Here is an 11,876-nt window from a genome sequence, read left to right on the forward strand (position 1 = left end):
GGAGCCGCAGCGCCACCAGCAGCCGCCGCAGCCGCGGCCTTCTGCTCTTCGGCGTAACCGGACGGCGGCACGATGGTGACGAGCGTCGCATCCTCGCGGGTCAGCGACTTCACGCCCTTCGGCAGCTTCACATCGGAGAGATGCAGCGAATAGCTGATCTCGAGGCTGCCGACGTCGGCTTCAATGTATTGCGGGATGTTGTCGACCGCGCACTCGAGCTCGAGCGTGTGGGTGACGATGTTCACGGTGCCGCCGCGCTTGACGCCAGGCGAGGTTTCGCCGTTCACGATGTGCAGCGGCACGCTGACGCGGATGGTGGCGCCTTCGCCGAGCCGCATGAAGTCGACATGGAGCGGGAAGTCCTTCACCGGATCGAGGTGGTAGTCGCGCGGAATCACGCGATGCTTCTTGCCCTCGAGATCGATATCGAACAGCGTGGTCAGGAACCGGCCCGCCAGGATGCGCTGGCGCAGGTCACGATCGTCGACCGAGATGGTGACGGGGGGCTGGTTGTCTCCGTAGATCACTCCGGGAACTCTCCCGGCGCGACGCTCTGCCCGGGCGGCCCCCTTGCCGCTCTTCGGACGCGCGGTCGCCTTCAATTCCTTGACGGTCGCCATAGCGTTAAGTCCTTGTATTTAAAAAGTTAAAGGCCGCAGCGCGGCCCATGCTCAGGTCCACAGCAAGCCTCCAGGGGTGCGGGGGCCGCGGACGTGGCGGGCTTTTAGCCCCAAAGGGCCGAAATGACAAGGAAATGAAGGGATTTTTCTCGCCCTCCCTTTCTTACCCCCTGGAGGGAGGGTCGGGCCGCATGCAGCGAAGCGGAATGCGGGCCGGGGTGGGGTGGGGTGACCTCTCAACACGGGCAGCGATCGGGTGGAGGGACTTTCACCCCACCCCGGCTCGCATTTCGCTGCGCTCAATATGAGCCGACCCTCCCCCTCCAGGGCCCCTTGAGGGGAGGGTGAAAGATATCAGCCCGCGCTACCGCCGAGCTTGGCTTCCAGCGCGGCGATCCGCACCTTCAGCGCCTCGTTCTCCTCGCGCGCCAGGCGGGCCATGTCCTTGACCGCGTCGAATTCCTCGCGCTTGACCACGTCGAGGTCGCGCAGGATCCGTTCGGCCTGGTTGCGCATGACCGTGTCGACCTCGCGCTTGACGCCCTGGGCGGCGCCTGCGGCATCGTTCATCAGACGGCCGATCTCATCGAAAAACCGGTTGCTGGTCTGGGTCATCTCGCAAAACTCTCCGCGTTCACTGGCTTGCGCTCAAGACAATGGCGATCCCCGCCATCCGGTTCAAGTCCGCCGCGAATGGCAGGCCTCCCGAGAGCTTGCCTTGTCATGCTCCGGTTTCCTTGCAATCGTATGAACTCACAACAGAAATCGCACACATAACGCGAGCAGAAACGCCATGATCGATGCGACCGTCGAGATCCCGACCAAGGACGGCAAGACCACCACCTTCATCACCCATCCCGAGCGCGGCGGCCCCTTCCCTGTCGTCATCTTCTACATGGATGCTCCGGCGATCCGCGAGGAGCTGCGCGACATGGCGCGCCGGCTCGGCACGTCGGGCTATTATGTGATGCTGCCGAACATGTATTACCGCGCCGGCGTGATGGAGCTCGGCCCCATCAATCCCGATCCGGAATCGCCCGAGCGCAAGCGCATGTTCGAGCTGATGCACTCGCTCAACATTCCGCTGGTCATGGAAGATACCAAGAGCCTGCTCGCCTATGCCGAGACCCAGAAGGCCGCCAACACCAACATCATCGGCACCGTCGGCTATTGCATGAGCGGCCGCTATGCGGTGAACGCGGCGACGCATTTCGGCGATCGGGTCAAGGCCGCCGCCTCGGTCTACGGCACGCATCTGGCGACCGACCAGCCGGACAGCCCGCATCTCGCCGCGCAGAAGACCAGGGCGGAGCTCTATTTCGCCTGCGCCGAGACCGACATCTACGCGCCACGGGAGATCATCGAGCAGGTGAAGGCGAGCATGAAGGGCTCGAACAACGAGGTCGAGATCTATCCCGGCACGCATCACGGCTTCGCCTTCCCCAAGCGCCCGGTCTATGACCGCGACGCCGCCGAACGCCATTGGGAGCGGCTGCTCGCGCTCTACCGCCGCAACCTGGTCTGAGGCCCGAAGAACCGGGATGGCGGAGGCCGCGCGAATTCGAGGCTATCGAAGCTCTGACGCCTACGAGGTGAACCGGCTCGCGATTGCCGCCTTCGACCAATTCCGCGACGCCTTCGACGATTGGCCTGCGATGCGCGCCGGCCTGTCGCGAACCTCCGAGCTGAGTTCCGGCGGCGAGATCATCGTCGCCGATCTCGGCCACCGGCTTGCCGGCGCGGTCGGCTATTTCGGGCCCGGCGTCAAAAAGGCCGCATTCTTCGATCAGGCATGGCCGATCATTCGCATGCTGGTCGTCGACCCCGTCGACAGGGGCAAGGGACTCGGGCATGCGTTGACCTCGGAATGCTTCGCCAGAGCGCGGCGTGACCGATGCCGGACCATTGCGCTTCACACGAGCCCCATCATGACAATCGCCTTGCCGATGTATCTGAAGATGGGCTTCAGCAAGGTCCATGACGCTCCGCCCATTCACGGCGTGCCCTACGCCGTCTACACGAAAGCGCTCTGATCCCGATGCCGCTCCTGCTGATCGACTTTCCGGTGTTCAACCCCGTCGCGCTCGCGCTTGGGCCGATCGTGATCCGCTGGTATGCGCTGGCCTATATCGTCGGCATCGTGCTGGGCTGGATCTACGCCCGCTCGCTGATCAAGAAGGATCGGCTGTGGGGCGGGCCGGCGCCGATCACGCTGCCGCAGCTCGACGACTTCATCCTCTGGGTCACCATCGGCATCATCGTCGGCGGCCGCACCGGCTATGTGCTGTTCTACAATTTGCCTTTCTTCATTGAACACCCGTCCGAGATCCTGGAATTGTGGAAGGGCGGCATGTCGTTCCACGGCGGCTTCCTCGGCTGCGTCGCCGCGGTAATGCTGTTTGCCCGCCGCAACAACATCCCGATCCTGTCGCTCGGCGACATCACCACCGCGGTGGCGCCGATCGGGCTGTTCCTCGGCCGGCTCGCCAATTTCATCAACAGCGAATTGTGGGGCCGGCACGCCGATCCGAGCCTGCCCTGGGCGATGATCTTCCCCAATGGCGGGCCGCTGCCGCGCCATCCGAGCCAGCTCTACGAGGCCGGGCTCGAGGGCATCGTGCTGTTCACGGCGCTGGCGATCATGATCCGGATCGGAGCGCTCAAGCGGCCCGGCTTGATCCTCGGCAGCTTCATTGCGATCTACGGCATTGCCCGGATCATCGGCGAGCACTTCAGGGAGCCGGACCCGCAACTCGGATTCCTGTGGGGCGGATTAACGATGGGGATGCTGCTGTCGGTGCCAATGATTATTGTCGGCGCTATCATCATCACGGCCGCCGTTCGCCGCAGGGCAAACGGGCCGGCACCAACAACTCCAACCTGAAGCAAGCACATTCCAAGGAAGGCCGTGAGCGAACCCTCCCCGCTGCTGGATGAGATCAGGAAGCTGATCAAGCTGTCCGGGCCGATGCCGGTCTGGCGCTACATGGAATTGTGCCTGATGCATCCGCGCTACGGTTACTATCTGTCGCGCGATCCGCTCGGCCGCGAGGGCGATTTCACCACGGCGCCCGAGGTCAGCCAGATGTTCGGCGAACTGCTCGGGCTGTGGAGCGCCTCGATCTGGCGCGCGATCGGCTCGCCGGAGACGCTCCGCCTGATCGAACTCGGTCCCGGCCGCGGCACCATGATGTCCGACGCGCTGCGTGCGCTGCGCGTGCTGCCGCCGCTCTACCAGTCGCTCAGCGTCCATCTGGTCGAGGTCAATCCCGTGCTGCGCGAGAAGCAGCACGCCACGCTGACCGGCGTGCGCAACATCACCTGGCACGACAGCATCGACGATGTCCCCGAGGGACCGGCTGTCATCCTCGCCAACGAATATTTCGACGTGCTGCCGATCCACCAGATGGTCCGCCGCGAGACCGGCTGGCACGAGCGCACGATCGGGATGGACGCCAATGGCAACCTGTATTTCGCGCCCGCCCCCGAGCCGACACGGCACTTCGAGGTGCTGCTGCCGCCGCTGGTGCGCGCCGCGCCGTTAGGTGCGGTATTTGAATGGCGGCCCGACAACGAGATCATGAAGCTCGCCACGCGGGTGCGCGACCAGGACGGTGCCGCGCTGATCATCGATTACGGCCATCTGCGCAGCGACGCCGGCGACACCTTCCAGGCGATCGCGCGCCACAGCTTCGCTGACCCGCTGAAGAACCCCGGACAGGCCGACGTGACCGCGCATGTCGACTTCCAGGCCCTGGCGCGGGCCGCGGAGGACGTCGGCGCGCTCGTCCACGGGCCGGCGACGCAGGGCGACTTCCTCAAGCGGCTCGGCGTCGAGGCCCGCGCCGCCGGACTGATGGCGAAGGCAAGCCCCGAAATGTCCGCCGACATCGCCGGCGCGCTGAAGCGGCTGACCGATTCCGGGCGCGGCGGGATGGGCTCGATGTTCAAGGTCATGGCCATCTCCGACCCGCGCCTCACCTCGATCGCGGGCCTCAGCGATCAGCCTGACGAGACCGAACAATGACATTGGGATCACCGCTGCTGTCGGCCATTCCAGGCCTGCGCCATGCCTTCTTCTCGCGCGAGGGCGGCGTCTCCGACGGCATCTATGGCAGCCTCAATGGCGGGCTCGGCTCGCGCGACGATCCGGCCAAGGTCGTGGAGAACCGGCGGCGGATGGCGGAGCAGCTCGGCGTCGCGCTCGACCACCTGATCAGCGTGCATCAGGTTCACTCGCCCGACGTCGTGACCGTGACCGGTCCGTGGAACGGCGCCACGCGGCCGAAGGCGGATGCGCTGGTCACCCGCACCGAGGGTCTTGCGATCTCGGTCACGACGGCCGATTGCGGCCCGATCCTGTTCGTCGATCCCAACGCGCGGGTGATCGGCGCGGCGCATGCCGGCTGGAAGGGCGCGCTGACCGGCGTATTGGAATCGACCATCGATGCGATGGAGAAGCTCGGCGCCGAGCGCGGCGGCATCGTCGCCGCCATCGGGCCGCTGATCCGCAAGGAATCCTACGAGGTCGGAAACGAATTCGTCGAACGCTTCATCGAGGCCGACGCCGAAAACGGCATGTTCTTCATGCCCGCCGAACGCGACGGACACGCGATGTTCGATCTCGCCGGCTTCATCCGCATGCGACTGGAAAATGCCGGCGTGCTGATGATCGACGATCTCGGCATCGACACCTATTCCGATGAGCGCTGCTTCAGCTACCGCCGCTCCGTGCATCGCAAGGAAGGCGACTACGGCCGGCTCGTTCACGCCATCGCGCTGGAAGGCTGACGCCGGGTATCCTCTCGATATTTGTGCGACAAGCGGCTTGACTCTCCACCTGCTGGAGACCGGACAAGCGGCGCATGACACAACGCACCTACAGCATCGGCGAGGCGGCACGGCTCAGCGGAATGTCTGTCCGCAAGCTCCGCTTCTATTCGGACCAGGGGTTGCTGCCGCCGGCCGGCCGCACCGCGAGCGGCTATCGCGTCTTCACCGACGACGAACTGGTTCGCCTCGACCTGATCCGCTGCCTGCGCGATGCCGGGCTCGGTCTCGACGCCATCCGCGAGGTCCTGACCAGGGAGCTCTCGCTGGTTGAAGCGCTGAAGCTCCGCCTCGAGACGCTGGAAGCGGAGATCGCGGCGCAGCGCCGCGTCGCCTCGGCCCTGCGGGCTGCGTTGCGTTCACCGCAACTTACCGAAGCAGATTTGAGGAGATTCCTGACCATGACGCAGCTGTCCCGCACCGAGCGCCGCAACGTCGTCGAACGCTTTTTCGAGAAAGTGTCCGACGGCATCAACATCGACCGGAAATGGATCCGGCAGATGATCGAAACCAGTGTGCCCGAATTACCGGACGAGCCGACGCCCGAACAATGCGATGCCTGGATCGAGCTTTCGCAGATGCTCAACGATCCCACGCTTGTCGCCAACATGCGCGCCAACGCCGAAGACGTCTGGAATCACCACGTGCTGGATCTTGCCGCCTGGCAAGAGGCCAACGAGGCCGTGCTGGCCAGAGCGAAAGGGATCATCGCGCGCGATCTCGCGCCGACGTCGGAGGCTGGCCAAGCCCTGGCAAGCGATTGGCTGGAGACCTCGGCGCGATTACTGAAGCGAGAGCCCGACCTGGAATTCCGCAACTGGATTCGCGGCAAGTATGCGCTGCACGACGCCCGTGCGGCGCGCTACTGGGAGCTGGTCGCCATCATGCGCGGGCAATCGCCGGACGCGAGCCCGAACCGCGAGTGGGCCTGGATCACGGAAGCCATGCGGCACCATCTCTCTGACTGAGCAGGGAAATCCGAAACCTCGTGGCGCGGCCGCCGGATCGGTTAAGGGCTGTGGCCGTCCTGCCCTAGACGTTAAGCCGTTTTAACGATATCGCAGGACGCAATGAGGGAAGCGTCAAACCACCAGTTTCAAACTGGGACAGCCGTGCGTGCCGCGCTCGCAGCCACATGGCTCGCGATCGCCTGCGCGCTTGGCGGCTGCGCGGCCGGCGGCAATGTCGCTGACTCCTACGCCATGGCCACGCCGGCGAGCGGCGGCGCAACCGTCGCGTTCGAATCGATCGACGGCCCGCCGCCCCAGGTGTTCGACCGGATGGTGGGCGTGCTCGACAGCGAATCCAAGCTGCGCAGCCTGTCGATCGTGTCGCGCGAGGGCACCGCGTCCTATCGCGTGCGCAGCTATTTGTCGGCGCAGGTGGTGCGCGGCCGCACCATGATCGCGTGGGTCTGGGACGTCTACGACAGCAACCAGCAACGCGCGCTCCGCCTCTCCGGCGAGGAGCCCGCCGGCAAGGTCGGCCGCGACGCCTGGGCCGCCGCCGACGATCTGGTGCTGCGCAAGATCGCCCAGGCCGGCCTCAGCGGCCTCTCCAGCATGATCAATGGCAGCCCGGCCCCCGCCGCGGCACCGGAGCTCCGTGGGCCGGCGATGGTCAGCGCCCCGGCCTCCGCCGCGCCCGAGACCGTGGCACTCAGCTATTCCGCCAACTAACCCCCGGTATCTCCCGGGGAAAGGCGTTTTTTGCCCAGGAAAACCGCGGCCAAGGCGACCTAATGGGTTGCCAGCGGAGCCGCCTGCCTGATATTCCCTCGCGCACCGAAAACCCGCCGGTTCTGTAAGGACTTGAGATGCTGAACGTCGTATCCAGCAAGGCGCGGGGGGAAGCATCGATGTCGGCAAAAAACGGATCAATCAAGCTCGTCGCCGGCAACTCCAATCCTGCGCTCGCGCAGGACATCGCCAAGGGACTTGGCATCGAATTGACCAAGGCCGTTGTCCGGCGCTTCGCCGACATGGAGATCTTCGTCGAGATCCAGGAGAACGTCCGCGGCTCGGACATGTTCATCCTGCAGTCGACGTCGTTTCCGGCCAACGACAATCTGATGGAACTGCTGATCATCACCGACGCGCTGCGCCGCTCCTCGGCGCGCCGCATCACCGCGGTGGTGCCGTATTTCGGCTATGCCCGGCAGGACCGCAGGTCCGGCTCGCGCACCCCGATCTCGGCCAAGCTCGTCGCCAACCTGATCTCGCATGCCGGCGTCGACCGCGTCATGACGCTCGACCTGCATGCCGGCCAGATCCAGGGCTTCTTCGACATCCCGACCGACAATTTGTTCGCGGCACCGTTGATGGTGCGCGACATCAAGGAAAAGTTCGACCTCGCCAAGGTGATGGTGGTGTCGCCCGACGTCGGCGGCGTGGCGCGTGCCCGCGGCCTCGCCAAGCGCATCAACACCCCGCTGGCGATCGTCGACAAGCGCCGCGAGCGCCCCGGTGAGTCTGAGGTGATGAATGTGATCGGCGACGTCGCCGGCTACAATTGCATCCTGGTCGACGACATCGTCGATTCCGGCGGCACGCTGGTGAACGCGGCCGAGGCGCTGATCGCGCACGGCGCCAAGGAAGTCTCGGCCTACATCACCCACGGCGTGCTGTCCGGCGGCGCCGCCGCGCGCATCGCCTCGTCGCGGCTGAAGGAACTGGTCATCACCGACTCGATCCTGCCGACCGAAGCCGTCAACAAGGCGCCGAACATCCGCCAGATCTCGATCGCCGGCCTGATCGCCGAAGCGATCGGCCGCACCGCGGCGGAAGAATCGGTGTCGAGCCTGTTCGATTAAGGCATTACTGTCGTCCCTGCGAAAGCAGGGACCATAACCACAGGGCTGCGTTGTTGAGCGCAGCTGTGGCCCCAGCCTTCACAAAACTTATTTTCGTGGTTATGGGTCCCGGCTCAAGGCCGGGACGACACCGAGTTTGTGGATGCGGCGCCCTCAAAACCCCGGCCGCGGCACGTGGCTCATCAGCGTCCGCGCATAGCCGCCATCGACGATGATCTCCTCGCCATTGACGTAGGACGAGCGGTCGCTGGCCAGGAACAAGGTCGCGTCCGCCATGTCCTGCGGCGCGCCGATCCGGCGCATCGGCACCACGGCGGTGCGGCGCTCGGTAACCCCGGGCGTATCGTAGAACGCCTGGCTCATCGGCGTGACGACGAGGCCGGGGCTGACCACATTGCTGCGGATGCCGTGCGGCCCCCATTCGGCGGCGAGTTGCTGCGAGAGCATCACGACGCCGGCCTTGCTGACGCTGTAGGCGCCGCTCTGCCCTTGCGCGTTGCTGGCGGCGATCGAGGCGATGTGGATCAGGCTGCCGCGCCCGGCCTTGCGCATCTGCCGGCCGAACGCCTGCGCGCAGATGAAGTAGCCGGTGAGATTGATCGAAAGCACCGCGTTCCACTCGGCGAGCGGCAGCGTATCGAGCCCGCCGGGACGCAGCACCGCGGCCGTGTTGACGAGGATATCGCAAGAACCAAGCGTGCGCGCGACGGCGTCAGCGGAGGCCGCAACGCTCTCCTCGCTGGTGGTGTCGCAGCTTGCGACGAGATGGCCGTCGCCGAACTCGCGAAGCCTGGCCTTGGTCTCCGCCAGCCCGCGCTCGTCACGATCGAGCGCCGCGACCTTGGCGCCGGCGCGCGCGAAGCTGACCGCGGTGGCGCGGCCGATGCCGCCGCCTCCGCCGGTGACGACGGCAATGCGGCCCGCCAGGCCGAGCCAGTCGGAGGAATGTTGTTCGGTCATGGGCGCCTCCCGCGCATTTTGATTTATGCCGGCAAGCATAACCGAACGCGCGGCGCGCGAGAGCGATCCCGGCACGCATGCCGGAATCGCTTTGGCGTCAGGCCTTGGGTAGTTGACGCTTATCCAGGTATTCCCGCCGCGACCTGGCCGCGCAGGCGTTCCAGGCTGAGCAGCGTGTTGGCGCAGGCTTCCGCGACCTCGATCCCCTTGATCACGAAGTGCTTGCGGAAGAAGTCGTAATGCACCTCGGTCTCGTGGAATTGCTGCGGCGTCAGCACCGCCGAGAACACCGGCACCTCGGTGCGCAGCTGCACATCCATCAGCGCCTTGATCACGGTGTCGGCGACGAATTCGTGGCGGTAGATGCCGCCATCGACGACGAGCCCGGCCGCAACGATTGCGGTGTAGCGGCGGGTCTTCGCCAGCAGCTGCGCATGCAGCGGGATCTCGAACGAGCCCGGCACCTCGAACACGTCGACATTGGTGATGTGACGCGCCTCGATCTCCTTCAGGAAGGAGATGCGGCACTCCTCCACCACATCGCGATGCCAGGACGATTGCACGAAGGCAACGCGCTGCGGCTTTGCGAAGTGCGGATGCTCCGGCGCCGGCGGATTTGCCGGCGTGTCGGGAGCGCTTTCTGCTTGGGAGATTTGGACTTCGGCGTCTTGAACTTCAGTGTCTTGAACTTCAGTGTCTTGCAACATCTGATTCATGGCTTTCCTCTTTCAGGACCAGAATCAGGGCATACGGACAACGACACGAGCCCACGCGAAAATCGCGTTGGCTGCCGCAACCGTTCTCTTTCATCCGGACTGTAACCGTCGGCTTCGGAATTGCACCGAATCTGCTGACCCTTCTCCCGGCTTCGCGGAAGGAGGCGCTCGCGGGCTTGGGCTCATCACCCTTACCGCCGGTGGGGATTTTCACCCCGCCCTGAGAACATCGGCACGCCCGGGATGGACGCGCCTGAAACGAAATATGACCAAACCGCGACAGCCGGGCAAGGCCTTTGGCATGGGGAAACGGCATGTCCCCATGAGCGCGCCGCGGCTCTTCCAGAGTGGTATGAGCGCCGGAAAGGCCGATTCACGCGCGCGGCGAAGCGCCGGCAAATGGTTAACAAATCGTTTACCGGCCACGAAGATTCCGATTTGTTCGCAAAATCACAAGTGTGGCGGAGATCAGCTGTGGACGATGCGCGCTTTGGCTGTGGACGGACTCGGCGTGCGGTTGCGCGGATTCCGCAAATCACATCACTTCATCGGCGTCAGGTCCAGGGGCATCCGGAAGCCCGTTTCAGGAACTGCACTCGGCCACGACGCAGTATGTCGCAAGTGCCGGCTTCCGTGTGCGTATCAAGCGATCATAAGAACAAGGTCCGAGACGGCATGTCCCTCCTCGAAAGCATTATCGATTCCCGGAACAACCCGCTTGCGGTGGTCGAGGATATCGCCACCGACAACAACTGGGCGTTCGAGCGTTCCGGCGAAGACGAGGTGACGATCGTCTCCAAGGGAGACTGGATCGATTATCAGCTCTCGTTCACCTGGATGGGTGAGATCGAGGCGCTGCATCTCGCCTGCGCCTTCGACATGAAGATGCCGCAGGCGCGCCGCGCCGAGGTGCAGCGGCTGGTCGCCGCGATCAACGAACAATTGTGGGTCGGACATTTCGATCTGTGGACCCACACCGGCATGGTGATGCATCGTCAGGCGCTGGTGCTGCCCGGCGGCCTCACCGCCTCCACCGCGCAATGCGAAGCCATGGTGGTCAACGCAATCCACGCCTGCGAGCGCTACTATCCGGCGTTCCAGTTCGTGGTGTGGGCCGGCAAGTCGACCGCCGAGGCGATGGCCGCGGCGATGTTCGATACCGAGGGCGAGGCGTAAGGGCTTCGTTCCAGCGCTTCCACATTTTCAGTGTCGTCCCGGCGAAGGCCGGGACCCATACTCCGTGACCTCGGGGCTCGCGCAAACTGCTTGTGGCTCCCGCTTCGCTTTACTAGAACCAGCTGTGGTTATGGGTCCCGGCCTTCGCCGGGACGACAAGCGGTGATACCGTGAACACAAGCAGCGCATTGACGAATACTTCCGGCACCATCGCGCTTGCGGGCGCGGGCAAGATGGGCGGCGCGATGCTGACCGGCTGGCTCGCGCAGGGCCTTGCGCCCGAGCAGGTCGCAGTGATCGATCCATACCTCTCGCCTGAGATCTCCGCGCTCGCCGCACATGGCGTGCGGCTCAATCCGCAGGCGAAGGATATCGGCACGGTCGACACGCTGGTCGTCGCGGTGAAGCCACAGTCGTTCCGCGACGCGGGTGCCGCGCTGAAGGCCTTCGTCGGCCCCTCGACGCTCGTGGTCTCGATCATGGCCGGCACCACCATGTCAGCGCTGGAAGAGGTTGTCGGCGGCGCGGTGGTGCGCGCGATGCCGAACACGCCGGCGGCAATCGGCCGCGGCATCACGGTCGCGGTGCCGTCAAAGCGCGTCACCGCCGCGCAGCGCGCCATGACGGATGCGCTGCTGAAGGCAACCGGGCTCGTCGAATGGGTCGACGATGAGGGCCTGATGGATGCGGTGACCGCGGTCTCCGGCTCCGGCCCGGCCTATGTCTTCCTGCTCGCCGAGGAGCTCGCCCGCGCCGGCGTCG

14 protein-coding genes and 1 riboswitch are annotated in these 11,876 nt (G+C 65.1%); of the genes, 10 read left to right on the plus strand and 4 right to left on the minus strand.

Annotated features, from left to right (window positions below; genetic code table 11):
• Both AC628_RS34430 and AC628_RS34435 read right to left on the minus strand, forming a co-directional pair.
• Window positions 1–620: 50S ribosomal protein L25/general stress protein Ctc (locus AC628_RS34430; protein ID WP_074131159.1), on the minus strand; the 620-nt coding region annotated here is incomplete at its 3' end.
• Window positions 621–974: 354 nt separating this feature from the next.
• Complete coding sequence (locus AC628_RS34435; RefSeq protein WP_021077345.1) at window positions 975–1,235, minus strand: accessory factor UbiK family protein; 261 nt, start codon at window positions 1,233–1,235, stop codon at window positions 975–977.
• 178 nt (window positions 1,236–1,413) lie between these two features.
• Here AC628_RS34435 and AC628_RS34440 point away from each other — a divergent pair, with 178 nt between their 5' ends.
• From AC628_RS34440 to AC628_RS34475, 8 genes are all read left to right on the plus strand, one after another.
• Window positions 1,414–2,145: a dienelactone hydrolase family protein gene (locus AC628_RS34440; protein WP_074131160.1), complete on the plus strand. Its 732-nt coding sequence runs from the start codon at window positions 1,414–1,416 to the stop codon at window positions 2,143–2,145.
• Between the two features lie 16 nt (window positions 2,146–2,161).
• A complete protein-coding gene (locus tag AC628_RS34445) occupies window positions 2,162–2,653 on the plus strand; it encodes a GNAT family N-acetyltransferase (RefSeq protein WP_074131161.1) in 492 nt (163 codons plus the stop codon).
• 5 nt (window positions 2,654–2,658) lie between these two features.
• Window positions 2,659–3,504, plus strand: a complete 846-nt coding sequence (gene lgt / locus AC628_RS34450; RefSeq protein WP_074131162.1) for a prolipoprotein diacylglyceryl transferase — start codon at window positions 2,659–2,661, stop codon at window positions 3,502–3,504.
• Between the two features lie 84 nt (window positions 3,505–3,588).
• On the plus strand, window positions 3,589–4,647 hold the full coding sequence (locus AC628_RS34455; RefSeq protein ID WP_074131169.1) for a class I SAM-dependent methyltransferase: 1,059 nt from the start codon (window positions 3,589–3,591) through the stop codon (window positions 4,645–4,647).
• On the plus strand, window positions 4,644–5,411 hold the full coding sequence (gene pgeF / locus AC628_RS34460) for a peptidoglycan editing factor PgeF (protein WP_074131163.1): 768 nt from the start codon (window positions 4,644–4,646) through the stop codon (window positions 5,409–5,411). The genes AC628_RS34455 and pgeF overlap by 4 nt, the downstream gene beginning before the upstream one ends.
• A gap of 74 nt (window positions 5,412–5,485) precedes the next feature.
• Window positions 5,486–6,418, plus strand: a complete 933-nt coding sequence (locus AC628_RS34465; protein ID WP_074131164.1) for a MerR family transcriptional regulator — start codon at window positions 5,486–5,488, stop codon at window positions 6,416–6,418.
• Window positions 6,419–6,520: 102 nt separating this feature from the next.
• Window positions 6,521–7,129: a hypothetical protein gene (locus tag AC628_RS34470; protein WP_074131165.1), complete on the plus strand. Its 609-nt coding sequence runs from the start codon at window positions 6,521–6,523 to the stop codon at window positions 7,127–7,129.
• Between the two features lie 179 nt (window positions 7,130–7,308).
• Window positions 7,309–8,262, plus strand: coding sequence for a ribose-phosphate pyrophosphokinase (locus tag AC628_RS34475; protein ID WP_028344316.1), 954 nt, complete (start codon window positions 7,309–7,311; stop codon window positions 8,260–8,262).
• Window positions 8,263–8,415: 153 nt separating this feature from the next.
• On the opposite strand, the gene AC628_RS34480 is transcribed toward AC628_RS34475, so the two are convergent.
• The gene (locus AC628_RS34480; protein ID WP_074131166.1) at window positions 8,416–9,222 is read right to left on the minus strand and encodes an SDR family NAD(P)-dependent oxidoreductase; all 807 of its coding nucleotides are present in this window, start codon (window positions 9,220–9,222) and stop codon (window positions 8,416–8,418) included.
• Between the two features lie 119 nt (window positions 9,223–9,341).
• A complete protein-coding gene (locus AC628_RS34485) occupies window positions 9,342–9,938 on the minus strand; it encodes a 6,7-dimethyl-8-ribityllumazine synthase (RefSeq protein WP_074131167.1) in 597 nt (198 codons plus the stop codon).
• Between the two features lie 78 nt (window positions 9,939–10,016).
• Window positions 10,017–10,170: riboswitch (FMN riboswitch) on the minus strand.
• A gap of 443 nt (window positions 10,171–10,613) precedes the next feature.
• Here AC628_RS34485 and AC628_RS34490 point away from each other — a divergent pair.
• Both AC628_RS34490 and AC628_RS34495 read left to right on the plus strand, forming a co-directional pair.
• Window positions 10,614–11,114 (plus strand): type III secretion system chaperone family protein, encoded by a 501-nt coding sequence (locus tag AC628_RS34490; protein ID WP_016844492.1) that lies wholly within the window; start codon window positions 10,614–10,616, stop codon window positions 11,112–11,114.
• 233 nt (window positions 11,115–11,347) lie between these two features.
• A partial coding sequence (locus tag AC628_RS34495; RefSeq protein WP_245321478.1) for a pyrroline-5-carboxylate reductase dimerization domain-containing protein occupies window positions 11,348–11,876 on the plus strand: 529 nt, incomplete at its 3' end.

It is taken from the genome of Bradyrhizobium sp. NAS96.2 (genome assembly GCF_001908235.1).
GTDB lineage: Bacteria > Pseudomonadota > Alphaproteobacteria > Rhizobiales > Xanthobacteraceae > Bradyrhizobium.

Excerpts from the sequence above, each read along its gene's own strand:
- AC628_RS34435 (WP_021077345.1), bottom strand. The coding sequence starts at position 1,235 with ATGACCCAGACCAGCAACCGGTTTTTCGATGAGATCGGCCGTCTGATG.
- AC628_RS34440 (WP_074131160.1), top strand. The coding sequence starts at position 1,414 with ATGATCGATGCGACCGTCGAGATCCCGACCAAGGACGGCAAGACCACC.
- AC628_RS34445 (WP_074131161.1), top strand. The coding sequence starts at position 2,162 with ATGGCGGAGGCCGCGCGAATTCGAGGCTATCGAAGCTCTGACGCCTAC.
- lgt (WP_074131162.1), top strand. The coding sequence starts at position 2,659 with ATGCCGCTCCTGCTGATCGACTTTCCGGTGTTCAACCCCGTCGCGCTC.
- AC628_RS34455 (WP_074131169.1), top strand. The coding sequence starts at position 3,589 with ATGCCGGTCTGGCGCTACATGGAATTGTGCCTGATGCATCCGCGCTAC.
- pgeF (WP_074131163.1), top strand. The coding sequence starts at position 4,644 with ATGACATTGGGATCACCGCTGCTGTCGGCCATTCCAGGCCTGCGCCAT.
- AC628_RS34465 (WP_074131164.1), top strand. The coding sequence starts at position 5,486 with ATGACACAACGCACCTACAGCATCGGCGAGGCGGCACGGCTCAGCGGA.
- AC628_RS34470 (WP_074131165.1), top strand. The coding sequence starts at position 6,521 with ATGAGGGAAGCGTCAAACCACCAGTTTCAAACTGGGACAGCCGTGCGT.
- AC628_RS34475 (WP_028344316.1), top strand. The coding sequence starts at position 7,309 with ATGTCGGCAAAAAACGGATCAATCAAGCTCGTCGCCGGCAACTCCAAT.
- AC628_RS34480 (WP_074131166.1), bottom strand. The coding sequence starts at position 9,222 with ATGACCGAACAACATTCCTCCGACTGGCTCGGCCTGGCGGGCCGCATT.
- AC628_RS34485 (WP_074131167.1), bottom strand. The coding sequence starts at position 9,938 with ATGAATCAGATGTTGCAAGACACTGAAGTTCAAGACACTGAAGTTCAA.
- AC628_RS34490 (WP_016844492.1), top strand. The coding sequence starts at position 10,614 with ATGTCCCTCCTCGAAAGCATTATCGATTCCCGGAACAACCCGCTTGCG.